Source organism: Winogradskyella sp. (assembly GCF_965228925.1).
Lineage (GTDB): Bacteria > Bacteroidota > Bacteroidia > Flavobacteriales > Flavobacteriaceae > Winogradskyella.
Genome location: NZ_OZ245845.1, coordinates 3334674 through 3358914, shown reverse-complemented (window position 1 = coordinate 3358914; position 24241 = coordinate 3334674). Strand labels below are relative to the sequence as shown.

Below are 24241 nucleotides of genomic sequence, written 5' to 3'. Positions count from 1 at the left end.
ACTTTAAATATTTAATAACTTTTAATTCAATACTATGGGAAGAGCTTTTGAGTTTAGAAAAGCCAGAAAAATGAAACGTTGGTCCGCTATGAGCAAGGCCTTTACACGTATCGGCAAAGACATTGTCATCGCGGTAAAAGAAGGTGGGCCAGATCCCGATAGTAACTCGCGCCTACGTGCCGTTATACAGAATGCCAAGTCGGTGAATATGCCCAAGGATAATATTGAGCGCGCTATAAAGCGTGCATCCGACAAAAACCAAGGCGACTATAAAGAAGTACTTTTTGAGGGTTATGCCCAACACGGTATTGCGGTACTTATAGAAACGGCAACCGATAATAATACGCGGACTGTAGCCAATGTACGCAGTTACTTTAATAAATGCGATGGTAGCTTAGGGACTCAGGGCTCTGTAGTTTTTATGTTTGATCATACCTGTAACTTTAAGATAAATGGTGATGGACTGGATTTGGAAGAACTGGAATTAGAGTTGATTGATTATGGGGTTGAAGAAATCTTTGAAGATACCGACGAAGATGCTGATGGTAACGAACAAACCAGTGTGATGATCTACGCGCCTTTTGAAAGTTTTGGTAATATACAGTCGTATTTAGAAGAACACAATATTGAGATTATTTCTTCGGGTTTTGAACGCATCCCACAGGTGACCAAAACCTTAGCTCCAGAACAGATGGAAGACGTTGAAAAATTATTGGAAAAGTTAGAAGAAGATGATGACGTGCAGAATGTGTACCATACTATGGAAGAAACGACTGATTAAAAATTTAACTATTACATATTTTAAGAGGGCTTTGGCCCTCTTTTTTATTTTAGAATACCCAAAGGATTTTAGTGTTGGTTATGGCTAATAAATATGCTAAGTTTACATATACCAAGGTTGGTAAACATTAAATCAAATTATTAACAACTATATTATTTACCAAATGAAACGAATTTGCCTATTAACACTATTTTTACTTATTGGTTTTTTTAACGCAAAGGCCCAGGTTATAGATGTTCTTACCGACCTTTTAGGCCCTCAAGGAATATTATTGAACGGCAATGACTTGTACGTTTGTGAACCTCACACCACTAGGGTTTTTAAAATAGACATATCTGATATCGCGCAAACACCTACAGATGTTATTCATCAATATAGTGGCCAAGAATTCCCAAGATCATTGGCACTAAAAGGAGATATGCTTTATTTTTCTGATTATCTGGGTTTTAAAATTCAAAAAGTAAACATAAACGCTACCTTACCAACAACAACATCAAATCTTGTTCATAATCTTTCTTATCCTAACTGCATGGTATTTAATGGAAATGACTTGTACTTTTCTCAATCCTTACAAAATAAGATTTCTAAAGTAGATATAAGCGCCCCCACACCAACAGTCACAGAGATTATTACTGGCCTTGATCATCCCACTGGATTAGCATTCAATGGCGATGACTTGTACTTTTCTCAATCTGGCGCAAACAAGATTTCAAAAATTGACATAAGTATTGCCACACCAACAGTTGTAGATGTTGTTACTAACCTTAGTATACCAATTGAATTAGCACTCAATGGCGATGACTTGTACTTTGCTCAATATGGTACAAACAGGATTTCAAAAATTGACATAAGTATTGCCACACCAACAGTTGTAGATGTTGTTACTGGTCTTGATGGTCCTTATGGGTTAGCATTGAATGAAACTGACTTGTACTTTTCTCAAGCCTCGGGTGATAAGATTTCTAAAATCAATCTTTCTTCACTATCGACAAACGAATTTTCGACAATAAATTCAATTAAAGTTTATCCAAATCCATCAACTGATTTTATTAACATTTCAGGATTAATAGAAACAAAAAGATTCAAAATCTACAATATTCTAGGAGTGGAAATGCTGATTGGAATTATTTCTAGGAATGAAAAAATTGATATTAAAAATTTGAAAAATGGTATATACTTCTTAAAATTTGATGATGGAAATACTGTTAAATTTATAAAAGATTAAAATAATTAAAACGTTTGCTAACAACGACTATAAGTAATTGCTAATTCTAGCCTACTTCTAAAAATCCGCGCGGATTTTCAGCTTGGTGTGTACTTGCAGAGTTTCGTGCTAACCCACGCAACTATTCATAGCCGAGACCGTTAGCACACATTATGAAATAACTATGAAGAGAATAATTTTCCTTTCTATTATAATTTTTACAATTGTTTTTGACAATATTCATGCTCAAAAAATAAAACCTGATTTCCTTGGAGAGAAGCACATTGTTAATTCTGATATTTTAAAAGAGAAAAGAGAAATTTCAATATATCTTCCGGAAAATTACCAAGATACCGAGACAGACTATCCTGTTCTTTACATTTTAGATGGGCAAAGATATTTTTTGAATGGCATTCTTTATCAAAACACTTTGAAGTGGAAAGAAAAGACACCTGACTTTATAGTTATAGGTATAAATACAAATAATCGGAAAAGAAGAAAATTGTTTTTTGATGATTCAAAAATGTTTATTGATTTTTTAGATAAAGAGCTAATCCCTTACGTAGATAGAAATTACCGAACTTCTTCGAAGCGCCTCTTTTTTGGTTGGGAAATGGCAGGAGGATTAGCTATTGAATTGCTAGCTCAACCTCAAAGTATGTTCTCTGCCTATTTTATTGCAAGTCCAACTCATATAGATACGGCTCGACTAGATTTGTTGAAGAAGAGATTGACGCAAAGAGATAATGCTAGCGAATTTATATACTTTTCTATAAGTCCGGTAGAATCATGGTCAATTCCATCTTTAGAAAATCTTAGTAAAACTTTAAAGGAGTATGCTCCAGAAGGTCTCAGTTGGCATTATAAGATTCTTGATGAAGAAAATCATCATTCAACACCGACTAAAACAATTCATGAAGGGTTAAATAAATACTTTCAGGATTACCCATATATACGATTTTACAGCCTAAAGGAATTTGACGATTTTGGAGGTATTACTGCACTGAAAGAACATTACAAAAAAAGAGGAGAAAAGTATAACCTATCTACAGAAATCCATAAGGATACCAAACACTTCTTGCTAGTGCAGTCGATGAACGAAGATAACTATGAATCATTTGGTTTTTTCATGCAAGAGTTTGAAGATTACTATAAATCAAAGAGAAGAGATTTTTGGTTTAATAGATATGCTCAGTTCTACTTAAAATATCAAAAACCAAAAGAGGCTATAGAAATACTTACTGTTGGGTTAGATAAATTTCAGAACTCATCCCTTATTTTAGGTAGTTTAGGTGATGCCTATGTAAAAAAAGGAGATAAGGTAAAAGCAAAAGAATACTATAAAAAAGCTATTGATTTTGCTTCAAAAAATGGAGATAAAAATATTGAGGTTTACGAATCTAAATTGAAACAAATTTAACGTGTGCTAACAAGGTGTATAAATAATATCGGCTTATGTCATAAATTAAAATATAAATATAAAACAGAGGTCAATACAAAACCGCTACTACTCATACACCAGACCGTTGTACAACATTAGAATACAATCATCAGGAAAAACTCTTTAAAAGAAAACTGAAGAGAATGAATATTTCAATTATTAAGAAAAGTTAAATTGTATTCAATGAATTTATTTTTAGATTTCTTTCTAGTAGGAGGTATTGTAATTATTGCAATAATTTTATTGCGATTATTAAGAATAAAGCCTAAAGAATTACCTCAAAAAGTACTGATTGCACTTTTCTTACTTTTATTTTTTGTTGCTCTATATTTTTATGCTTTATTACATAATGTTATTTGGCTAATAGAACTTTGCTTTTTACCAAACGATATAACAATAATTACTTTAGGACCTTTATTTCTCTTATATGTAAAATCTTTATTTTTAAAAGAAGGCGGTTTAGTAAAGAAAGCTTTAGTACACTTTATCCCTACTTTTATTTTTGCTTTTGCTATTACAATTCCAACAATATTGTTTAATAATTTCAAAATAAACGAACTTGCTTATACACATGCAAATTTTACACGTAACATTATAAGAACTGAAAATTTGTACTTTATGCTATATTTAATTCTTTCATTACGATTACTATCAAAGTATCAAAAATTAACAGAGCATAAATATTCGAACCTGACGAAATTTGACTTTAATTGGGTGAGAATTATGTTTTTATCAACAATCTGTATTATAGGTATTGATTCAGGAGTTAAAGTATATGAATTTTTTTTTGGTGATTTTCATTGGAATGCTGACATTATTTCTGTGTTGGCCATGATTGTTCTGGTTTCATATTTATCGTATTATGGCGTAAACCAATCCAAAGTACTCTTACCCTCTTTTTTACTAGACAGTAGCGTTGAATCTAAAATTGATAAGAAAACAGATAACGTATGGTCTTCTGAGAAAAAAGAAGAGTTTGAAAGCTTAAAAAATAAACTTGAATTTATTATAAAAATCCAAAAACCATATTTGGATGAAGACTTAACATTGGGAAAATTAGCAGAACAGATTTCTACAACAGATAAAAAACTTTCCACAATGTTAAATCAATACTTGAATACTACATTTTATGACTTAATTAACAAGTATCGTGTAGAAGCAGTAAAAGAAAAATTAAATTTAGGGAACTACAAAAATTACAGTCTATTTGGAATTGCTTCTGAATGTGGTTTTAAATCAAGAACCAGTTTTAATCGAATCTTTAAAAAGGAAACAGGATTTACCCCTTCAGAATACAAAAAAAATATTTTGTAAAAATAGTTCAATACTTTTTTAACATATAATAACGCACCAACGCTTCCATTGGTCAATTTAAGTCATTGTTAGTTCATTGTTTTGTAGTTCAAATTTATAAACTCAAAAAAATGAAAAAACAGGTATTAACACTATTATTTTTAGGACTAACTTTAATCGTAAAATCTCAAAATTCAACTGAACAAGTACAAAAATCTAGTGTTGAAAAATCGATCTTCGGAATTCAAACAGGTTTTGCAGGGCTATGGGTTTACAATGAACTAAAACTATCAAATCAAATTGCATTACGAACTGAGATAGGCTTTGATGCCTATGATAATGATGAGTTTTATCCTGACGCTGGTTTTTTGTTAACCACTTTTATTACAGCAGAACCACGTTGGTATTATAATCTGAATAAACGACAAAGTAAATCTAAACGAATAGATAACAATAGTGGAAATTTCTTTTCACTTAAAACAAGTTTTCGTTCAGATAATTTACTACTCGATTTTGGTGATGCCAATAATGCACGAATAGTAGATAACCTGGCCATAATTCCAACTTGGGGAATTAGAAGAAATATAGGAAATCATTTTAACTATGAAACTGGACTTGGACTTGGCTATATTCATTATTTTGCCAAAAGTTCTGGATTTGTAAAAGACAAAGGAGAAGCAGCAATAAACTTGCATTTACGAATTGGGTATCAATTTTAAAAAACAACGTTGTACAACAACGTGTATGGCTCATTGCCGATGAATTCCTAAAGTAGAATTCATTGCAATTTGCTATCTTTCGGTTACGGCGGAAAATCATAGCTGATTTTCCGCAACGAGCCATACACAAGACCGTTAGGTGCAATTTGAAATTCCATTATGAAAAAGAAAATTTTGATAATAACACTTATATTAATTGGAATTATCGCAGGCTATTTTCTTGAGCTAGACGACCGACTAAATAATAATGGGAATGGCATTTCTCATATGGCTTTTATAGATAACGAATATCGTCTTGGAGATGAGAATAAAGACGAAGAACATCCTAAGGAACTTTACAAACGGAATTTTCGAAATGAGGACTATAAATTTCCAAGAACTGAAGTTGAAAATATCAAAATATATAAGAATTTACCTTTTGTTAGTAGACTAACTGGTAAGAGTTTGTCAGAAAATCAAAGAATCGAATTACAAAAATTCTTTAATTCACCAGAAAATTTTGACTGGACAGAAACTACCTGGACTTTAAAAGAATCTGAATATATTTTACGCTTTTTTGACCAAGATGAAGCTGAAATTGGAAAGGTATGGCTTTGTTTAAATAATTGCGGAATGACATTCACAAATCCTTTTTCACCGAATATGAAATTTGGAAGCTTAAATAATGCTGGAATTAAAAAAATCGAATCAATACTTAAATTATAAAAACTGCACCTAACAACGGCTATAGTTCATTACGGCTGAATGATACTTGCGTACCATTCCGTAACAAAACCATAGCCAAAACCGTTAGCCACAATAAAACCGAATATTAAATTGAGAATTCAAACTATCATACTTATATCAGCGCTTTCATTATGCTTTTTTAGCTGCAATAAAAAAGCTGAATATATAAATGGAAGTGATTCTTGTGAATTAAAATTATTTGATGATTCTACATATAAGTTCTCATATCCAACTTTTCTTGGAACAGAATCGGAAAAAGGCTTTTATGACATCGATAACAATAAAATAACACTTTCTCGAAAGTCATACCATAAAATGGACAGTGTAGATATTGGATATACTTACTCTTGGAATGGGACTGACAAACCCGATTCACTATTCTTGAGATTTAAAAACCTAAATAATGAAGTTATTAAGGCTAAGGTAAAATTTAATAGCTCGATTCAAGAGTTTGAATCAAATGATCTTGGGGAAATTGATATTGCATATGAGAGGTTAGAAGCTTTAAGAATTATAGATTCAATAGAGGTAATTGAAGATTATACAATCTATTTTGACAACAACATTTATAGTCCAGATTTGAGCTACTATATAGATTCAAGAAGACCTCAAAGAATTGACTTCAAACTAAACCAATTCGTCGGAGAAGATTATGCGGTTCTGAAAAGAGTCTATCGGTTTGAGAATGATACCATATACATAAATGACATTTCTAGAAAATCGATAGGAAAACATAATAAACTAGTGAAAATAAAATAATACAGCTGCTAATAATGTATGACCGCAATTACCGCGGATCCGCCTACCCTTCGACAGAGCCTGTATCGAGCTTGTCGAGATGCTTAGGAATCATGTCCGAATCCACTCAGAATTACTAAAGCCCGTGTTAAACCGAAAAGTCTGTGTATATTAACCCGTAACTGACGGTTATACGAGACCGTTGTATACAATTATAAGGAATGAATATTATTTTTGGAGTAGGTATTGGAATAAGTCTTTTTGCAACTTTTCAATTGTTAAAAGGGAAAAATTCTAAACTCATATCTACTAAAATAGCTGTTTTAATTAATATAATTTGGACCCTTAGACTTGTTTTTTTTCTGCTAAAAGACTCTGAAATAGCTTTAAAATTTCCCATCTTATTAATGTTAGATCAGAACTTGTTGTTATTAGACAGCGTCGTTTTATGGCTTTATTCAAGATCTTTATTAAATACAACTAAGTTTAAGCTTCAGACATATCTTAATTTTCTTCCATTCATAGTAGGTTTGTTACTTTCAATAACTAGTTATATATCTGTTCCCGATGAAATAATTGTAGAACATTTTCTGAAAATAAAAGACAATATTAGTAATAATAAGTCTCTTTTCTCAATAGACGTTTTTGTTCTTTTCTCAGTCATAATTACGATATCAGTCGTTTACTTTGGTAAAAGTATTAGGGAGATAAAAAAGTTTAATATCATTCTTTATAACCACTTTTCGAACTTAAAAAATATAAGTGCCAATTGGATTTTAAAGTTTCACGGTTTATGGGTTTTTCTTTTCTTAATTCCTATCATACTCTATATTGTTAATTATATGTATCCAATAATTAATATTAGGCTATTGTTGAGTTTTATGATTATAATTCAGGTGTTATTTTCATTTATTTTTAATCTGAATGTCATATCTCAAAACTATGTTAGCATCCCTAAAAAAGGGATGTCAAAACAAGATAACAAACCAATAAAACAATTTATAGATGAATTAAATGAGTTAAAAAGGGTTCTAGAAACAAATCAATATTATCAGGATGAAGAACTTTCGTTAGTTAAACTTTCAAGTTATCTCAATATCAAATCCATAGAATTAACTGAAATAATTAAATACAGTGAGTTTGATAATTTTTACGATTTAATAAATACATATAGAGTTGAAGCTATAAAAAAAGAACTCATATCATCTCAAGAACAAATTATGATTATTGCCTATAGCAATGGCTTTAATAGTAAATCTGCTTTTAATAGAATATTCAAAGATAAAACAGGACAAACGCCAAGTGCTTTTAGAAATTTAAACAAAAATACGTCCTAATAATATTAAAAGGACTCCTATACTTTTGACTGCCACTACTTTTGATTCAAATTAAATTTTATACTATTATGAAAAAAGTTTGGCAAAAGACACCTGCATTATTAAAAGCATTATTATTAAACATTATTCTATTATACCCCATTATTACTATTAATCAAATAATCATAAAACTTAATCTTGAACTCTTTCCAAAGTATGGAATTGGTTTAATACCAGTTTTGATTTTACTCTATTTATACTGGAAAATTATAAATAAATGGAACCCGTTTACTGGGAGAGACGACATCAAAATAAGTTTTCAGTTTAATATTTTAGACAAAAAAAATATATTACTAGGTTTAGGTTTAGGGGTATTTACATTAATAACTATATATTTTAGTCATTTAATTTTTGATATAAATAACTCACCACAGTTAGAATTTATAAAATCATTTTCAAATTATAATGCGATTACAGCCATTCCACTTTTACTAGGATTGGCGCTCACAGCAGGTATTGTAGAAGAAGTTACTTATAGGGGTTTTATGCAGAATACCACACATAGAAAATACTCCAAAATTGTAAGCTACTTAATTATTGGAATATTGTTCTCTATCGTTCATTTTTTACCGTTAGCATTAATACTACCTTATATTCTAATTTCAATAACTTACAGTTTTATTGCAGATAAACAGAAATCAACTGGATTGGTAATATTTACCCATTTTCTATCTGATTTTGTTTTATTCTTCTTGATTTATATCAATGTATTATCATAATGAAATAGTCTTTAAGCTATACAATTAATTTATTGACAAAACACATTGAAATTAAAATACAGAAAATAAAATCACTCTTTACAACAAAGTATATAAAAGACCGTTGTGCTTAATGTCAAAGCCGATAATGGAAGAATTGAAAAGTAAAATAAAAAGACTAATTGTCGCATTTGAAAGCGGAAAAGAATCCGCTGAAAAGACAGTGGATAACATTAATGAATTATCATCTTTAAAAATAGATGTGGACTTTCTAAGAAACTATTGGAGAAGTTCTGACTTAGAAAGTTTTGTTGAATTAATTTCAATACCTGAAATTGAAAACTGGACGGAAATTGATGATGAATATGCAGACAGATTAATTGGGGAAATTCTAGATAATTTAGCTAATGATGCTTTGATTAACAGAAACTCAACAGCATTGGAAAAGCGATTCAAAAAGTCGGCTGGAACAATATCGGACTGGATTTTTTATGATGATATTACTGACCGAGTAAAAATTTTGGAATTATTAAAAACGAATACAACAATTCAACTCTAAAAACGAAATGAATTGATTGTGAAATAATAGAAAAAACACTAAGCCCAACAATGGCAATAAGCTTAGACCTTAATAATCATATCAAATTCGGCTGCAGAAGCCACAACTTGATTGATAACCTCAGGTGCAACAGACTTTTCAACGGCATTTTCCTCAGTTGCTGGAATACCAACACGTTCGAAAAAACTCCTGAATCCCTTGGGGCTATGTATATTGATCCATTTACAGGGTTTGTCACTTTTATTTGAAAATGTGTGTAATGTCTGTGATGGTATATCAACTGATTCTCCTGCTTTTACAACCATGGTCTTACCATTAACGAAAAACTCCATTTCACCTTCAACAATTAAAAACGACTCTTTAAAAGTTTGATGTAAATGTGGAGGTGGACCTTGTACCCTTGGTGGAGTTTCTGCCACCATGAGGTCATAATCTCCAGTGGTATCGTGTGTTGTAATTTTATGCCCAAGAACCCATTTTGTATTATTAATTTTCATATTATGAGATATTTGTCTCATAAAAATAAGTGATAATTTTTTTTAATCCAAATTTTATGAGATATTTGTCTCATGAGTAAAGATTATGTTAGTACCGGCAGAACAAATCAGAAATTAGAAACCCGGAGCAAAATTCTCGTCAGCGCGCAATATTTTTTGAATAAAGGGCAACAATTTAATCTCGAAGACATTGCAAAAAGAACTGGAATATCACGGGCAACCGTCTACAGGTACTTTTCAAATGTTGACATATTAGCTGCGGAAGCAGGTCTGGATATAAGTGTTGAAAGCCCTGAAACGATTTTTGAAAATCTTAAAGCAGTTAGTTTGGAGGATAGAGTACTTGAAATCCAAGACTATTATAATACACTTACTTTAAGTCATGAAAAGCTATTCAGAAAGTATATAAGTACGATATTAGACTTAAGTACATCTGCTCCTAAGCGCGGTGCTCGAAGAAAGAAAACATTAGATTTAGTTCTTAACAAAACGACAGTCAACATTAAAGAAAAAGAAGATCTTTCTTGTCTCTTAACAATTCTTATGGGAATGGAGCCCTTTATTGTTACAAAAGATGTTTGTGGCCTTAATAATAGTGAATCTTCTGAGCTTTTAAAATGGGGAGTAAAATTAATACTTAAAGGTCTATTTTGTTACGAAAAATAAAAAGCCAATTGCCAACAACCTTTATAATCCATTAGCTGCTTTATTCCTTCAAAGAATATTTACTACTTTTAATTCGTATTGATTACTCACTTGGAAACCTTAACTGATTTCCCGCAACGAAATCATACACGAACACGTTGTAATGCATTTGAAAAAATGAAAACCTTAACAATAATCATCATAACATTTTTAGCTTCTTGTATGAATTTAAAAGACAATTCTAATGACCTAATTGGTAAATGGGAATGTTATCATAAAGAACTTGAAGACGGAACTACAGAAAGTGTTGATGCATTTAGTGGAGAAGAATTTGAATACTCTTGTGACGGAATTACAATTGAACTGAATTCTGATTTTACTGGAATTGACGATACTGGAATAAAATTCAAATACCAAAAGAAAGATTCTATTCTTACTTTAGGAAATCGTAGTTATGTTATTGAGAAGTTGACAAAAGCCCAACTTGTTATAAGGAATTATGACCAGAAAGGAATTAACATCTCTAATTTTAGAACAAAATTTAGGAAAATAGACTAATCCAACATAAAATAATTGGGAAAGAAAAAAAAGCCAAAATACTCTTTAAAACAGATAATTATTTATTCAATTGTGATTGCTGGATTTATAACAATCGGAATTTTCGTAGATAAGAAAAAAGAGGAAAATAAAGCGGAAGAAATTAAAAGCGGAAACTTCAAAGTTTACGGAATAGTTGAAAAGCTAAAACCTCATTCATTAAAAGGTAAAAATTTTGCAAGCCGAAAAGATGTTCTTTATCTGTATTATGAAAAAAATGACACCATTTTTCACTTAATTGAGGATTTACCTGATGGACAAATTGAGAAACTTGGAATTAATCTAAATGACTGTTTCGAAATCAAAGTAGCAGAATCTGACAAGAATGTTTTTGAAATAGATTTTAATAAAAAAATGGATACTCTAATTGATAAAAACGACTTTGAATATCAAATTTATCAAACTGATATTCATAAAAATTTAATAGAATAAAAACACATTACAACAATGGCTATAATTGCTAACGCCAGTTCGCTGCGCTCGTGTCATTGTGGCTTAGTGCCACACCAAAGTAAAAGTATAAATCAAGCGTCTGGATTTCGGCGGAATAATCCTGCGGATAATTCCACAACGAAATCATAGCCAAAACTATTGACAACAATAATTAAAACAACCTAATATGATAAAGAAAATTTTTAAATGGTTACTGAGAATTTTAATCGTTCTAATATTAGGAATTTTGATCATTGGTACAATTAAACAAGCTAGCTATGATTCTAAAGTTGAAGATGAATTTCAACCAATTGGTAAATTCTCGGACATTGGAGAAAATAAAATTCACTACAAATATTTAGATAAAGGTGAATTTACTTTTGTTTTAATAGCTGGGCTTGGAGTGCCCATGCATACATGGTCTACTTTAGCAACAGATTTGAATGAAAGAGGTCGGGTATTTATGTACGATAGATCTGGCTTAGGATTTAGTGAAGAGGGGGGGTTACCCAGATCAATTGACAATGCATCTATTGAGTTGAACACGGTTTTGACTAATGAAAATATTCCTGGTCCATATATCTTGATCGGTCATTCGGCTGGTGGATTCATAGCTAGATATTATGCTAAGAAATATCCAAAAGATGTTCTTGGACTATACCTTATTGATCCTTATCAAGGTGATGTTGGTTATGATAATAATGAACCTGATGAATGGCCATTAACATTTAAAATGATGAATTGGTCATTCCGAAATATGTCCTGGAGCGGAATTCCATATTATTTACTTCCCAATCCACCTCATCCTACTTATAAAACTTCTAAAGCCATAAAAACTTATGGTTTGGAAACTTATGCAGAGAAAATTTCTCTAGAACAATTTCATAAGTTTGATGGAATTGGTACAGAAACACCTCTTTATTTATTAAGTGCTGATAATATTAAAGATGAGTTTAATGATACAAATACGGAGTTACAAAGACAGATTTTTAAAAAATATTCAAGCTCAATAAATAAATTTATTTTGATTGAAAGTGGCCACTATATCCATCTAGAAAAGCCAGAAATCGTTCTTAAATCATTAGATGAATTTATAACTAAGTTAAACTCTAAATAATTATAGTGGTCAACAATGGCAATAATTAAAACCTACATAATGAAAAACATCATTCTTATTTTATTTTTAATTCCTGTTTTGGCTTCTAGTCAAAATTTTGAGGGAACACTTGTGTATAAAAATGACATCGAGATTGCCGAAAAATTCTCAAAACAATTTGGAATGACAAAAGAAAAGATGATGGAAAGTGGAAAATTCTTTGAGGAAACGCTTATTACCTATAAAAATGGAAACTACTTAAGCAAACCGAATAAAGGAAAAATTAAAGTTATTTATTTATCAGACAGGAATGAGATTTTAACACTAGACAAAACATCGGATTTAGTTCCAGCAATTAAAGCTGAAATTGATTTAGAAACTGAATTAAAAGAAAAAAGCCCAAAAATAACAATAGAACAAACAGATGAAATTATTTTGAGCATAAAATGTTCTAAAGTTATTGTAGAATGGGAAACAGGGACTTATGAGTACTTTTTCAATTCAGATTATTTAAAAATGGACTCGGCATTATACACTAATCACAAATACGATATGTGGTCAGAATATTTAAAACTATCGAATGCTCTACCTTTAAAAATTGTCAAAAAGATGGATGGAATGATGACGATCACAATGACATTAAAAGAGATAAAAGAGCATTCGGTAAAAGACAAAATATTTGAACTTCCTAAATTAGAATTGAGTAAGGAATTTGCAGTTACCAAAGGGAATCAAATCTATTATGAAAAAAAATAACTATTGCCAACAACAGCTATAGTTCATTAAGCCTAAAAAAGAAGAAGAATCAACAAAAGAATGGCATTTACCATTTTAAAAAAGAAAACTGAGCACAACAACTTATATAATTTATTACCATTACAAGATTGCTTACAAAAACCCTAAAGGTACGTACTAAATAGACTAAATAGTAATGAAATTAGCAGTAGATTTTGTATTTATAACAGGTATTTTACTGAATATCATAGCGTTAATAGGTTTATTCCGTTTAAAACAAAAGAAACTACCACAATATATATTGATTGTTTTTTGGCTTGTAATTCTCAATGTTCTTATTTTTTTCTATGCGCACCTGCATGAGCTAAAGACCTTAAAATTTATTACCAATTTTTTTCAGGATGGCGCCCGATTTTTAACACCTCCGCTAATATTTCTCTACATAAAATCAATTTTTAGCAATAAACCGGATTTGCTAAAAAAGAACTTAATTCATTTTGTTCCTTTTATCATCTATTTTACGTTTTATACGGTGCCTAGTTCTTTTGATTTTCAATATGCTAAATTCATTGATGGACATATCAGAGCATTAATAAAAGATGTGTACGGAATCGTATACTTTAGCATTTCAATAAAACTTTTCTATGTTTTGAGTAAAACTATGAAGCAGAATTACTCAACCATTAAAGAAAAAGACTTTCTATGGATTGAAAAGCTTTTAATCTGCTTTCTACTTGTTCGTATAGTTGGCTTTATTCTAAATACCAGTGAAATTTTATTTGGATACGATGTGTCTTGGGATGCTTATATCACCATATCTTTTTTGATAGTAGCTATGGCATACCTCGGCTTCTATGGAATCACACAATCTAAAATTATCTTACCTGATTTTTTAATTGAAAATCACATTGCAAAAACTATTGAATTAGAAAACAAAACCTCATACTTAAAAGATGATGAAAAAGAGGTGTTGAAGCAACAGTTTTATAAATGTATGTCTGAGGAAAAATTATATTTATTACCCGATTTGAATTTGAAGATGATTGCGGATAAAATGGAAGTTTCACAACGCAAACTATCAGCATTTTTTGGTGAGGTATTAAATAGTAGTTTCTATGATTCCATTAACTCATTTCGTGTAGAGGAAGCCAAAACCGTTTTAAAATCTAATGCTGTTGAAAGCCATTCTATAACAGGCATTGGACTTTCTTGTGGTTTTAGCTCAAAAAGTAGCTTCTATAGAATTTTCAAAAATAAAACAGGAATGTCACCCTCAGAGTATAGAAGAGTAGCTTTAAAAGAGTCTCATCGCACGTAGTAAGACCATCTTCCTTTCGTATTTTACCATTATTAATTGTAAAAGTTCAATATTTGACATCATGAATAAATCAAGAAATAACTATGAATAAACTTTTTTTTGCTCTTGCACTTCTTTTCGTGTCAAATGCATTTCAATCCCGTAAGGAAAAGCCTGAAAAATTTCCCATTGGAATTGCGGAGGCTCACAACAAACTCCTCAAAAAAAATGATGATTATGTGACAATCAACCGCGGAAAGATATTCAGTCAAGAATTAGACGACTTTAACGCAACCATCGATTCTTTAGAGCAAACCGTGCTAAAATTACTCAAGAAATACAAAAGAAATTCTGAAGAAATAGATGCGAAAATATTAGATAGCTTATGGACTGAAACTACATTCAAACACAAACGCTATCGGTTGTTGTATCCAAATAACTATCATCGTTTTGCTAACTTTAAGAAAAACGCAAACGTCTCCAAAGACTATTTTGAAACTGTGATGAAGGGAAGTTTTGATAACCCTTCCTTAGTTCAGTTTAAGGAATATAAAAGATGTATGAATTATTATTTTGACATTCTTTCTGCTGGAAAATACAAGTTTTCACATCTCGAATATGTGCCTTTAAAACGTTTAGATAAGCGTTATGATGCTATAGTTGCGTTGGACGCTGAACAGCCTATTAAAGATTTTTTCATTAAGGAACATTTTACTTCCAATATTTGGACCTACCGTGTCGAGGCTTTTGATTACGCTTACTCAAGAGCTTTGGAAGATGTCAAAAATGAAGCGTATATAAAGGAAATTAAGAATGCCTACAAAATGGGTATGGACCGAAGGAATGCTGCCAGTGACATAAAAGTTTACAAAACGGTAAACGATATCACACTTAGTGCTCATATTTTCTACCCAGAAAATCATGATAAAACCCAACCAAAACCTGCCCATCTATTTTTTAATGGGGGTGGTTGGGCGATTGGACTACCTGAATGGAGTTATGGAGCTTGTCAAGGTGCAGCAAAAGATGGAAGAGTTGCAATCGCTTTCGATTATCGAAAAAGAAATGTATACGGTACAGACGTAAAAGCTTCGGTAAGTGATGCGCTAACTGCTATAGCTTGGGTACGTGAAAATGCGAAGGAACTAGGCATTGACCCAAACAAGATTTTGGCAGATGGTTTTTCTGCTGGAGCGCATTTAGCATTGGTTTCAAGTATGATTGAAAACAGAGAAGATTTTGGGGTGACGTCAACATATAGTTCAAAACCAAATGCTGTCATTTTAGGTTCTTGCCCATACGACATTGCAGGTAGAGATGTTTACAACGTTTCTTACGACACAAAAACGATCTCACCCCTTTATCTTATAAAGGACAACCTTCCTCCCATCCTAGCCTTCCATGGTGAGAATGATGATATGGTGGAATTTTCTGAATTTGAAAAATTCAGGGATGCCATTCAAAAAACCAAGAATAGTTTCACTTGGCGTTCATATGCCAGTGCAGGACATTTTTATTTTGAAAGAAGTACTCAAAAGGATTCAGAAGAAAGAAGTAGACTTACCGAAGAATTTTTGAAAAAAAATGGTTTTAAGGTGAAATAAAGCCATTAGAGAACAACGTGTATAGCACATTTCGATTAGTCCCGATGGCTGCTATCGGGACTAGTCAGAATTGTCGAGATGCTCAGTATAGGCTCTTGAATCCACATGAAAATACCAATATCAGTAGTGTTTCACTGAAAAACAGCAACTTAAAATCCGTAACTGGCGGTTACCTGTCTGCCGTAAGGCTGGTATGAGACCGTTGTAGTACATTTGAGAAATGAAAATCCTTAAAACAAGAATATGTGATCCATTAGGTAATGATTTTGAACTAAAGCACGAGTCATTATTAGACAAATATTTGGATTTGCCCTATTCGCATTGGTCAAATGGGTCTGGAGATTCTGCCATATTGAAAGACAATACTGATGGACTAATGTTTTTCAAATTTGATACCAACGCATTCTTTGTCATGGAATTGTCATCTTACCTGTCACCTATTCAAAATCAAAATGATATAGAATGGATTAAACATCACGTCGGCGGAGAACCTTTTCATTTTTCCTCAAGATTTGTTTGCTCAAAGAAAACACTAAGTACCATACTAACTGAATACTCTAAATCTGGAGAAAAGCGCAAAAATTTTATTTGGTCAGACCCTTTACCTGACGAGGAATTATACTTAAAACTTCAAGAACAAAAACAAAACTGAGCAAAAACGATTTATAATAACGCATATAGCCTATTATGGCTGAATTTCCACTTTGAGATTCAATCTTATTAGCTATCTTTAAATCACAACGGAAAATCATAGCCTATACTGTCGTAAAACATTTATTTGCCTAATCTTAAAAAAGACATGTTTTAGAAAAAGTAACTAAAATCTAAGCTTATGGAAGAAAAAACGAACTTTGAAAAACTCAAGAAAGTATTATCCTCATTTGATAAAGGTTTAGACATTAAAAAAAATACTCCAGATTATTATTATTTAAATACCAACAAGAAAATTAAGAACAAAGACATGTTTTTTGGAGCTGTGCAAATTAGGAAAAGCTATGTTGCCTATCATCTTTATCCTGTATACACTAATCCTGAACTCTTAGATGAAATTTCAGATAGTTTAAAAAAAAGAATGCAGGGTAAATCGTGCTTCAATTTTAAAAAAGAAATAACCGAAGAGCAGCTAAACGGAATAAACGAGTTGACAAAAAAGAGCTACAAAAAGTTCTTAGAAAATGGATATATTGAAAACTAATCAGTGGCTGCAAACAACAACGGATATAGAGCATAGGCCTAACCGACCAAACTGTTCCTAGGCGTCCTAGCCAAGGACGTTGTAACATATTAACCACTAAAATGAATTAAAATAAACAGATTACAATATTCTGTAGACTCAGGACTTAAGACTTACTACTAAGAGCGAATGGTCCCCAGATAAATGAGAAAGAAGCGAAACAAACAACTATTTAGAATAGTGTTATTGCTAGGCACAGCAATCTCTCTATACTTTGTGCCATGGCTTTTGGTCAAGGCTTGGATACTACCGCTACCAGATACAGTGCAAGAACAGTTAGATGAAGCCATTGATCACGGATTTGATGGAATGATTGTCTATGTGGATCAAGCTGGTCAACCGCCTCAATATTATGCTTCCGGTTGGCACAATCGAGAATCTGAGATACCTGCCAAACCTCATGCCTTGTTTAAAATTGCGAGCATTAGCAAGCTCTATGATGCTGTGGCTGTCACCAAATTGGTAAATGATGGACGTCTTTCTCTAGATAAAACCATAGCTGATTACTTGCCGGAACTTGTGGAAAGCATCGAAAACGCAGAGAAAATTACATTGCGGTTAATGATACAGCATAGAAGTGGCATTCCCAATTTTACAGATGCCCCAAACTTCTGGGCCGCTCCAACAGCAACCTATGAGGAAGGTCTGGCATTGATTCTGGATAAACCGGCCAACTTCGAACCAGGTGAAGACTATGAATATTGTAATACGAACTATCTTTTAATCAATAAGATAATGGATGACGAACTAGGCTATGACAACTTTCAATTCATACAGGAAGAAATTCTAACACCGTTAAATCTTAGCAACACCTTCGGTCCGCAAAATGAAGTAAACCTAGATAATGTGATGAGTGGTTATCATGTAGGATACTCCTTTGATTTAAAGGCGGATGGACATAATATGTTGGCCACAGCAGAAGATGTGGGTACTTTCCTTAGGGCATTGAATGATGGATCGCTGTTTGAATCAGGGGAACAGGACATATACGCTTCCATTTATGAATATGAACATTCAGGTTGGGTTCCAGGCTACCAAAGTTTTGCAAAATATTACAAAGACCTTGATGCAGTAGTTATAGAGTTCTACAGTACAACAGACCCTAAATTATATAATTGGAACTTGTCAGAAATCATAAATAATAGAATAGTTAAAATTCTGAAAAAGCAGAAAAGCTCATAATTCGCGTCTTTAGAACAGATGGAAAACGCTCTTTATAAGGACTATTGTAAGTGAGCTAAACACAACAAGTGAGAAAGATATCCTTATTTGAATTTGAAGATCTCAGTTGGTTTCCCAGCTTCATCAGAGATGGAGGGACAGACTTTCTTGGCTTGATATTACGAATTACAAAATACTATGAACCTGCAGTGCTTTTATTGGAAGATGTTGTTAAAAAAACTGGACAAACCCAAATATTGGATTTGTGTTCAGGAAACGGAGGTCCAATAGAATTTATTCATGAGAACATAGATCCATCATTCAATGTGAGTTTTATGGTGTCGGACAAGTATCCAAATCTTCCCGCATATAAACAATTACAACTAAGAACTAACAATAAGGTGAACTATTATTCGGATGCCTTAGATGCTTTAGACGTCAATGAGACTATACCCGGTGTAAGAACGATGTTTTCAGCTATTCACCACTTTGAACCGAAAGACGTAAAAACTATTCTTCACAAAATGGTAATTGGCAAAAAGACCATTTGTATTTTTGATAGTGGTGATAAGCACCTAGGAACCATTCTTGGGATACTCCTATTCCACCCTATTTTGTTTTTGATTCTCACACCATTCATAAAGCCATTTAAGTTAAGTAGAATCCTATTCACTTATTTAATTCCGATAATTCCCATATATACAATTTGGGATGGTATTGTATCTATATTGAGGTTGTATAGTTCTAAAGAATTGATGGTTATGGCTCAAGACGTTGATACTAAAAATGAGTTTAATTGGAGTTATGGCAAGGAAAGGAACACCATTGGATTTACAGTAGCCTATTTAATAGGCATACCGAAATAAGCAAAACTATGAGAAAATTTATCTTATCTTCGATATTGATGTCCATTGGGTTTTTAATCACGGTAAGTATATATCAATATTTCAAACAGCAATGGCTGGGCGGAGATTCGTCTTCCGAAAGGAATTTAACAAATGTGCAGATATGGTCTGCCATAATGGGTGAAACGATCAGGGCAGTATTGACAAGTTGGCTCTATATGTACCACAATAAGAAAGGGTTCTCTATAGGGAAAACTATTAAATTTGGACTTGTTTGCTCTGGATTAATAGGTTCGATCTGGTTAATTGTAGGCGCTGAATTTTTGAATCATACGGATAAGCTATCGTTTATCATTGATGACGGAATAATTTTAGTATTGCAAGGATTAATAGCCGGAATCGTATTGTGGCTCATTTATAAAAAAGAAGAAAAATCAGCCCACAACAAAAAATCAGCCCACAACAAAGGCGGTTATGATTCATTATTATAAATTATGACAAAAGTCATAGGTCCAAAAATGCGTTAATCATAACTTTAAATTCTCAAAAACAATAGAAATGAAGGGAATTTACATTGTAACACTGTTTTTAGTTTTTACTTTATTTAATACAAATGCTCAAGTTTCAGTTGTTACTTCAGAGGCACCTGGTGCACGATCATTAGCTTTTAAAGATGATGTTTTATATTTTGCAAATGAACAAAGCATTTATAAAATAGATGTGGTACAACCCGATGCTGAAAAAGTTCTTGTTACTACAGGTATATCAGGATCTACTAGCTTGGCTATAAATGGCGATTTTCTATATTTTACTGAAAATTATGGTGGCGTGGACGGTGGAAAGATTTCCAAAATTGATTTAACAGCTGACACCATTAGTATAGTTGAAGTTATATCCGGCTTGTTTGTACCTTATAGCTTAGCTTTCAAGGATAATGATTTGTACATAGCAGATAAAGGCGCAAATAGCATCTATAAAATAGATATAACACAAGCATCTCCAGGCTTAATTGATGTTATTACAACAGGTTTGCATCGACCCATCTCTCTACTTTTTGATGGCAACGACCTCTACATAGGTGAAAATTGGGATAGTTTTCAGGATCAGGAATATGGAAAAGGCGTTTTCAAAATGGATGTTACAGCTTCTAATCCAACGTTAACCCTTATCGGTAACACTATGCTAAAACCAACTGGACTCGCAATATTAGAAAATACGCTATATATCAAAGAAGCTGATAATTTGGGGATTACTAGTGTAGATCTCAATGAAAATCCGCCAATAGCAAATGTTCCTTTTTTATTCTTAGGCGTTTTTTCTGGAAATGGAGAATTGGAGATAAAAGATAATGAACTGTATTTTGCGGAATCCATGGAGAACAAAATTTCTAAATACAGTTTTGATAACCTTAGTTCTCAAGATTTTAGTTTTGATACTGTAAACATTTATCCAAATCCCAGTAGTGCATATATAAATGTTTCAGGATTAACAGAAACAAAAAGATTTAAGATCTACAATAGTACAGGATTGGAAATACTTACTGGGCTCCTCTCAGTAAATGAAAAAATTGATATCCGAAATCTAACTAATGGGCTGTACATCCTAAAATTTGATAATGGTATTGCTACTAAATTTATAAAACATTAAAGTGATGAAGCCTTTTGCTAAACAAATTGATAGTATATTATGAGATTTAAGTGTTTTTCTTTTTTAGTTTTTTTCGTCTTTAGTTTAAATGCTCAAGTTTCAATTGTTACTTCAGAGGCACCTGGTGCAAGATCATTAGCTTTTAAGGATGATGTTTTATATTTTGGCAATCTACAAAGCATTTATAAAATAGATGTAACACAACCCGATGCTGAAAAAGTTCTTATTACTGCAGGTCTATCAGGGTCTACTAGCTTGGCTATAAACGGCAATTTTTTATATTTTACTGAAAACTACGGCGGTTTAGATGGAGGGAAGATTTCCAAAATTGATTTAACAGCTGACACCATTAATATAGTTGAAGTTATATCTGGTTTGTATACACCTTATAGCTTGGCCTTCAAGGATAATGATTTGTACATAGCAGATAGGGGTGCAGATAGCATCTATAAAATAGATATAACACAAGCATCTCCAAGCTTAATTGATGTGGTTACAACAGGTTTGTTTCAACCCATCTCTCTACTTTTTGATGGCAACGACCTCTACATAGGAGAAGATTGGGATAGTTTTCAGGATGAGGAATATGGAAAAGGCGTTTTCAAAATGGATATTACAGCCTCTAATCCAACGCTAACCCTCATGGGTAACACTATGCTAAAACCAACTGGACTTGCAATCTTTGAAAATACGCTATATATCAAAGAGGCTGATAATTTAGGGATTACGAGTTTAGATCTCAATGAAAATCCACCAATAGCATCCGGAGGTTTTTTATTCTTAGGTGATATTTCTGGAAATGGAGAGTTGGAGATAAAAGATAATGAACTGTATTTTGCAGAATCTCAACTGAACAAAATTTCTAAATACAGTTTTGACAATCTCAGTTTGCATGATTATGACATTGTTGATTTAAAAATTTATCCTAATCCCAGTAACGATTATATTTATGTTTTGGGTTCAATTGAAACAGAAAAAAACTACACAATCTACAATCCTCTTGGAAAAATAGTATTAAGTGGGAGCATTTCTGAACGTAGGACAATTAATATTCAGAATTTAGACCATGGCATATATTTCTTAAAGTTCGATCATATAAACGCAATTAAATTTATTAAAAATTAAAGGATTGTAAACTTAAGATAACTATCACCTATTGAACACACCACATAGCCAAAACCATCATTGAGCATAAGATATAATTTATGAATAGTAACCACCAGATGAAACGTATAAACTGGTCAGTAAAAATCGGGCTATTGCTCTTAATACATCTGGTATTGTCATGCCATCAGACTAAAGATACAAACGATAAAGTGATTGTTGTCCATGCTAGGGGTATCACCTACCCTGACATGGTAGACCATTTGAACTCCATAAAATCAGACGATTTTTTTAAACGAAAAGAAGCAAGCGGTTCCATTAAAAAGCTGCATCCAATTACTAATGCGGTCACCATTTGTAATATGGCCTCATACGAGACAGGATCAATGCCATCCGAGCACGGGATAATAGGTCATTTATTTGGTTTAAAAGAAGACGATTCTGTTAGGGTTGTTAGTGGCTTTGCCCAACGCTTTGCTACAGAAACATTCTGGGAAAAGGCGGATATACAAGGAAAAAAAGTTCTGAATTTAGGCGCATTAACTATTCACGGTAAATATGAGCACCACACTAATGTTGATTGTTTGGCTCAGGGGTCACAAATAGGTAGTCCGCAAATTTTACATGTAATCCCTGACAAAGAACATCAGAGCCACTCTATAACTAAATACAAGAATCTGGAAGGTAAAGATAAGCTTCAATTACAACAGTATCCGGATGCTTTGTTAGTTTACCAGATTAACCAAGCGGATAAAAATAACGAACTTATCCTTGATGATGACTACAATCATAGTAATGGCTTTTTTGCAAAAATAAAAAGCGGAACTTGGTCTGAGATAGAGCATGCCAAAGACCGTAACATAAAACGAGCCTTCCGAGTAAAATGGATACCATCTTCAAAAGATACATTGAGTTTGTACATAAGAGCGTCTTATGCCAACCGCGGCTATCCAGATGAATTTGTAGAACAAATTGATAGTGGCATAGGACCTTCTCGAGGTTGGCCTAATATCCCATTTTATACCTCAAAAAACATAAGCGCTACCACACTTACAGAAGAAATGAATGCAGAAGTGGATTACGTGATGGATGCGTTTTCTTTTGCAGTACAAAAAAAAGACTACGATCTAATTATGATCGACTATCCCTTAATAGATCGACTAGGCCATGCTTTTTTGGGCTTAAGAGATTCGTCAATAGCGGTTCAAAAACACTATAAGGCTGCTTTTAATAGAATGAACAAAGATTTTGAGCGTATCGAAGAATTTGCCCGACGAAATGGCTATGATTTAATCATCACTTCGGGCCATGGCTTCTCTCCTATTCATACATCCATTGATATCAATACATTTTTGAATAAAAATGGAATTCATACAAACCATAAGGAAACCGGTTGGGAAGCTATAGGGGTTCCGGGTAAGGTTTCGGCTCATATTTATGTTAATGACCAACTCAACCCAAAGGATAAAGCAGCTGTTTTAAGTAAAATAGAAAATGTATTTAAAACGCTTTATGGACCAGCAAAAACACCGGTAGTTGATAACATCTACAGGAAAAATAAGTTAAAGGATATTAACCTTTTTCACCGTAATGCAGGAGATTTATATATATTGCTCAATCCTGGGTTTGTGTTTGAAAATAATCGCGATGAAGGAGATCGTATTTTTGGAACTCCTACATTTATGGGAGACCATGGTTATTCCTTAAAACACGAAGATTCGTTTGGAATATTAGTTTCAAACACGCCATGTGAACCTTGCCATAGTACTGATGTTTCAAAAATTATTGAAGAACAGTTAAAACTTGATTGAC

At 32.4% G+C, this 24241-nt stretch carries 26 protein-coding genes; 25 read left to right on the top strand and 1 reads right to left on the bottom strand.

What is annotated here, in order from left to right:
• Positions 1 to 34 precede the first annotated feature (34 nt).
• The 10 genes from ACO052_RS13890 (at position 35) to ACO052_RS13845 (ending at position 9535) form a co-directional block, all read left to right on the top strand.
• Positions 35 to 781, top strand: a complete 747-nt coding sequence (locus tag ACO052_RS13890) for a YebC/PmpR family DNA-binding transcriptional regulator (protein ID WP_422104383.1) — start codon at positions 35 to 37, stop codon at positions 779 to 781.
• A 163-nt stretch (positions 782 to 944) separates the two neighbouring features.
• Positions 945 to 2006 (top strand): T9SS type A sorting domain-containing protein, encoded by a 1062-nt coding sequence (locus ACO052_RS13885; RefSeq protein ID WP_422104382.1) that lies wholly within the window; start codon positions 945 to 947, stop codon positions 2004 to 2006.
• A 163-nt stretch (positions 2007 to 2169) separates the two neighbouring features.
• Positions 2170 to 3405 (top strand): alpha/beta hydrolase-fold protein, encoded by a 1236-nt coding sequence (locus ACO052_RS13880; protein ID WP_422104381.1) that lies wholly within the window; start codon positions 2170 to 2172, stop codon positions 3403 to 3405.
• Between the two features lie 204 nt (positions 3406 to 3609).
• On the top strand, positions 3610 to 4740 hold the full coding sequence (locus ACO052_RS13875) for a helix-turn-helix domain-containing protein (protein WP_422104380.1): 1131 nt from the start codon (positions 3610 to 3612) through the stop codon (positions 4738 to 4740).
• Positions 4741 to 4850: 110 nt separating this feature from the next.
• Positions 4851 to 5438, top strand: coding sequence for a hypothetical protein (locus ACO052_RS13870; RefSeq protein WP_422104379.1), 588 nt, complete (start codon positions 4851 to 4853; stop codon positions 5436 to 5438).
• Positions 5439 to 5597: 159 nt separating this feature from the next.
• Positions 5598 to 6143: a hypothetical protein gene (locus tag ACO052_RS13865; protein ID WP_422104378.1), complete on the top strand. Its 546-nt coding sequence runs from the start codon at positions 5598 to 5600 to the stop codon at positions 6141 to 6143.
• Positions 6144 to 6254: 111 nt separating this feature from the next.
• Positions 6255 to 6923 (top strand): hypothetical protein, encoded by a 669-nt coding sequence (locus tag ACO052_RS13860; protein ID WP_422104377.1) that lies wholly within the window; start codon positions 6255 to 6257, stop codon positions 6921 to 6923.
• A gap of 200 nt (positions 6924 to 7123) precedes the next feature.
• A complete protein-coding gene (locus ACO052_RS13855; protein ID WP_422104376.1) occupies positions 7124 to 8239 on the top strand; it encodes a helix-turn-helix domain-containing protein in 1116 nt (371 codons plus the stop codon).
• A gap of 68 nt (positions 8240 to 8307) precedes the next feature.
• The gene (locus ACO052_RS13850) at positions 8308 to 8997 is read left to right on the top strand and encodes a CPBP family intramembrane glutamic endopeptidase (protein WP_422104375.1); all 690 of its coding nucleotides are present in this window, start codon (positions 8308 to 8310) and stop codon (positions 8995 to 8997) included.
• Between the two features lie 112 nt (positions 8998 to 9109).
• A complete protein-coding gene (locus ACO052_RS13845; protein WP_422104374.1) occupies positions 9110 to 9535 on the top strand; it encodes a hypothetical protein in 426 nt (141 codons plus the stop codon).
• Positions 9536 to 9597: 62 nt separating this feature from the next.
• Here ACO052_RS13845 and ACO052_RS13840 read toward each other — a convergent pair whose 3' ends face one another.
• Positions 9598 to 10032: a cupin domain-containing protein gene (locus ACO052_RS13840; RefSeq protein ID WP_422104373.1), complete on the bottom strand. Its 435-nt coding sequence runs from the start codon at positions 10030 to 10032 to the stop codon at positions 9598 to 9600.
• Positions 10033 to 10104: 72 nt separating this feature from the next.
• On the opposite strand from ACO052_RS13840, the gene ACO052_RS13835 reads away from it, so the two are divergent.
• From ACO052_RS13835 to ACO052_RS13765, 15 genes are all read left to right on the top strand, one after another.
• Positions 10105 to 10698: a TetR/AcrR family transcriptional regulator gene (locus ACO052_RS13835; RefSeq protein ID WP_422104372.1), complete on the top strand. Its 594-nt coding sequence runs from the start codon at positions 10105 to 10107 to the stop codon at positions 10696 to 10698.
• Positions 10699 to 10854: 156 nt separating this feature from the next.
• Positions 10855 to 11235: a hypothetical protein gene (locus tag ACO052_RS13830; protein ID WP_422104371.1), complete on the top strand. Its 381-nt coding sequence runs from the start codon at positions 10855 to 10857 to the stop codon at positions 11233 to 11235.
• Positions 11236 to 11250: 15 nt separating this feature from the next.
• Positions 11251 to 11706 carry a hypothetical protein gene (locus tag ACO052_RS13825; protein WP_422104370.1) on the top strand — a complete coding sequence of 152 codons (456 nt, stop codon included), beginning with the start codon at positions 11251 to 11253 and terminating at the stop codon, positions 11704 to 11706.
• A gap of 187 nt (positions 11707 to 11893) precedes the next feature.
• Entirely contained in the window at positions 11894 to 12823 is a 930-nt protein-coding gene (locus tag ACO052_RS13820; protein WP_422104369.1) for an alpha/beta fold hydrolase, read from the top strand.
• Positions 12824 to 12862: 39 nt separating this feature from the next.
• Positions 12863 to 13558, top strand: a complete 696-nt coding sequence (locus tag ACO052_RS13815) for a hypothetical protein (RefSeq protein WP_422104368.1) — start codon at positions 12863 to 12865, stop codon at positions 13556 to 13558.
• A gap of 640 nt (positions 13559 to 14198) precedes the next feature.
• Positions 14199 to 14855, top strand: coding sequence for a helix-turn-helix domain-containing protein (locus ACO052_RS13810; RefSeq protein ID WP_422104367.1), 657 nt, complete (start codon positions 14199 to 14201; stop codon positions 14853 to 14855).
• Positions 14856 to 14938: 83 nt separating this feature from the next.
• Complete coding sequence (locus ACO052_RS13805) at positions 14939 to 16438, top strand: alpha/beta hydrolase (protein WP_422104366.1); 1500 nt, start codon at positions 14939 to 14941, stop codon at positions 16436 to 16438.
• A 220-nt stretch (positions 16439 to 16658) separates the two neighbouring features.
• The gene (locus tag ACO052_RS13800; protein WP_422104365.1) at positions 16659 to 17090 is read left to right on the top strand and encodes a hypothetical protein; all 432 of its coding nucleotides are present in this window, start codon (positions 16659 to 16661) and stop codon (positions 17088 to 17090) included.
• 180 nt (positions 17091 to 17270) lie between these two features.
• Positions 17271 to 17633: a hypothetical protein gene (locus ACO052_RS13795; protein WP_422104364.1), complete on the top strand. Its 363-nt coding sequence runs from the start codon at positions 17271 to 17273 to the stop codon at positions 17631 to 17633.
• Between the two features lie 183 nt (positions 17634 to 17816).
• Positions 17817 to 18854 carry a serine hydrolase domain-containing protein gene (locus tag ACO052_RS13790; protein WP_422104363.1) on the top strand — a complete coding sequence of 346 codons (1038 nt, stop codon included), beginning with the start codon at positions 17817 to 17819 and terminating at the stop codon, positions 18852 to 18854.
• Positions 18855 to 18922: 68 nt separating this feature from the next.
• Positions 18923 to 19699, top strand: a complete 777-nt coding sequence (locus ACO052_RS13785) for a hypothetical protein (protein WP_422104362.1) — start codon at positions 18923 to 18925, stop codon at positions 19697 to 19699.
• A gap of 8 nt (positions 19700 to 19707) precedes the next feature.
• Positions 19708 to 20169 carry a hypothetical protein gene (locus ACO052_RS13780; RefSeq protein ID WP_422104361.1) on the top strand — a complete coding sequence of 154 codons (462 nt, stop codon included), beginning with the start codon at positions 19708 to 19710 and terminating at the stop codon, positions 20167 to 20169.
• Positions 20170 to 20236: 67 nt separating this feature from the next.
• Positions 20237 to 21325, top strand: a complete 1089-nt coding sequence (locus ACO052_RS13775) for a T9SS type A sorting domain-containing protein (RefSeq protein WP_422104360.1) — start codon at positions 20237 to 20239, stop codon at positions 21323 to 21325.
• Between the two features lie 39 nt (positions 21326 to 21364).
• Positions 21365 to 22450: a T9SS type A sorting domain-containing protein gene (locus tag ACO052_RS13770; protein ID WP_422104359.1), complete on the top strand. Its 1086-nt coding sequence runs from the start codon at positions 21365 to 21367 to the stop codon at positions 22448 to 22450.
• Positions 22451 to 22548: 98 nt separating this feature from the next.
• A complete protein-coding gene (locus tag ACO052_RS13765; RefSeq protein WP_422104358.1) occupies positions 22549 to 24240 on the top strand; it encodes an alkaline phosphatase family protein in 1692 nt (563 codons plus the stop codon).
• Position 24241 lies beyond the last annotated feature (1 nt).

Excerpts from the sequence above, each read along its gene's own strand:
- ACO052_RS13850 (WP_422104375.1), top strand. The coding sequence starts at position 8,308 with ATGAAAAAAGTTTGGCAAAAGACACCTGCATTATTAAAAGCATTATTA.
- ACO052_RS13780 (WP_422104361.1), top strand. The coding sequence starts at position 19,708 with ATGAGAAAATTTATCTTATCTTCGATATTGATGTCCATTGGGTTTTTA.
- ACO052_RS13865 (WP_422104378.1), top strand. The coding sequence starts at position 5,598 with ATGAAAAAGAAAATTTTGATAATAACACTTATATTAATTGGAATTATC.
- ACO052_RS13880 (WP_422104381.1), top strand. The coding sequence starts at position 2,170 with ATGAAGAGAATAATTTTCCTTTCTATTATAATTTTTACAATTGTTTTT.
- ACO052_RS13820 (WP_422104369.1), top strand. The coding sequence starts at position 11,894 with ATGATAAAGAAAATTTTTAAATGGTTACTGAGAATTTTAATCGTTCTA.
- ACO052_RS13815 (WP_422104368.1), top strand. The coding sequence starts at position 12,863 with ATGAAAAACATCATTCTTATTTTATTTTTAATTCCTGTTTTGGCTTCT.
- ACO052_RS13840 (WP_422104373.1), bottom strand. The coding sequence starts at position 10,032 with ATGAAAATTAATAATACAAAATGGGTTCTTGGGCATAAAATTACAACA.
- ACO052_RS13765 (WP_422104358.1), top strand. The coding sequence starts at position 22,549 with ATGAAACGTATAAACTGGTCAGTAAAAATCGGGCTATTGCTCTTAATA.
- ACO052_RS13800 (WP_422104365.1), top strand. The coding sequence starts at position 16,659 with ATGAAAATCCTTAAAACAAGAATATGTGATCCATTAGGTAATGATTTT.
- ACO052_RS13870 (WP_422104379.1), top strand. The coding sequence starts at position 4,851 with ATGAAAAAACAGGTATTAACACTATTATTTTTAGGACTAACTTTAATC.
- ACO052_RS13790 (WP_422104363.1), top strand. The coding sequence starts at position 17,817 with ATGAGAAAGAAGCGAAACAAACAACTATTTAGAATAGTGTTATTGCTA.
- ACO052_RS13775 (WP_422104360.1), top strand. The coding sequence starts at position 20,237 with ATGAAGGGAATTTACATTGTAACACTGTTTTTAGTTTTTACTTTATTT.
- ACO052_RS13795 (WP_422104364.1), top strand. The coding sequence starts at position 17,271 with ATGGAAGAAAAAACGAACTTTGAAAAACTCAAGAAAGTATTATCCTCA.
- ACO052_RS13890 (WP_422104383.1), top strand. The coding sequence starts at position 35 with ATGGGAAGAGCTTTTGAGTTTAGAAAAGCCAGAAAAATGAAACGTTGG.
- ACO052_RS13885 (WP_422104382.1), top strand. The coding sequence starts at position 945 with ATGAAACGAATTTGCCTATTAACACTATTTTTACTTATTGGTTTTTTT.
- ACO052_RS13830 (WP_422104371.1), top strand. The coding sequence starts at position 10,855 with ATGAAAACCTTAACAATAATCATCATAACATTTTTAGCTTCTTGTATG.
- ACO052_RS13875 (WP_422104380.1), top strand. The coding sequence starts at position 3,610 with ATGAATTTATTTTTAGATTTCTTTCTAGTAGGAGGTATTGTAATTATT.
- ACO052_RS13805 (WP_422104366.1), top strand. The coding sequence starts at position 14,939 with ATGAATAAACTTTTTTTTGCTCTTGCACTTCTTTTCGTGTCAAATGCA.
- ACO052_RS13835 (WP_422104372.1), top strand. The coding sequence starts at position 10,105 with ATGAGTAAAGATTATGTTAGTACCGGCAGAACAAATCAGAAATTAGAA.
- ACO052_RS13810 (WP_422104367.1), top strand. The coding sequence starts at position 14,199 with ATGAAGCAGAATTACTCAACCATTAAAGAAAAAGACTTTCTATGGATT.
- ACO052_RS13770 (WP_422104359.1), top strand. The coding sequence starts at position 21,365 with ATGAGATTTAAGTGTTTTTCTTTTTTAGTTTTTTTCGTCTTTAGTTTA.
- ACO052_RS13855 (WP_422104376.1), top strand. The coding sequence starts at position 7,124 with ATGAATATTATTTTTGGAGTAGGTATTGGAATAAGTCTTTTTGCAACT.
- ACO052_RS13845 (WP_422104374.1), top strand. The coding sequence starts at position 9,110 with ATGTCAAAGCCGATAATGGAAGAATTGAAAAGTAAAATAAAAAGACTA.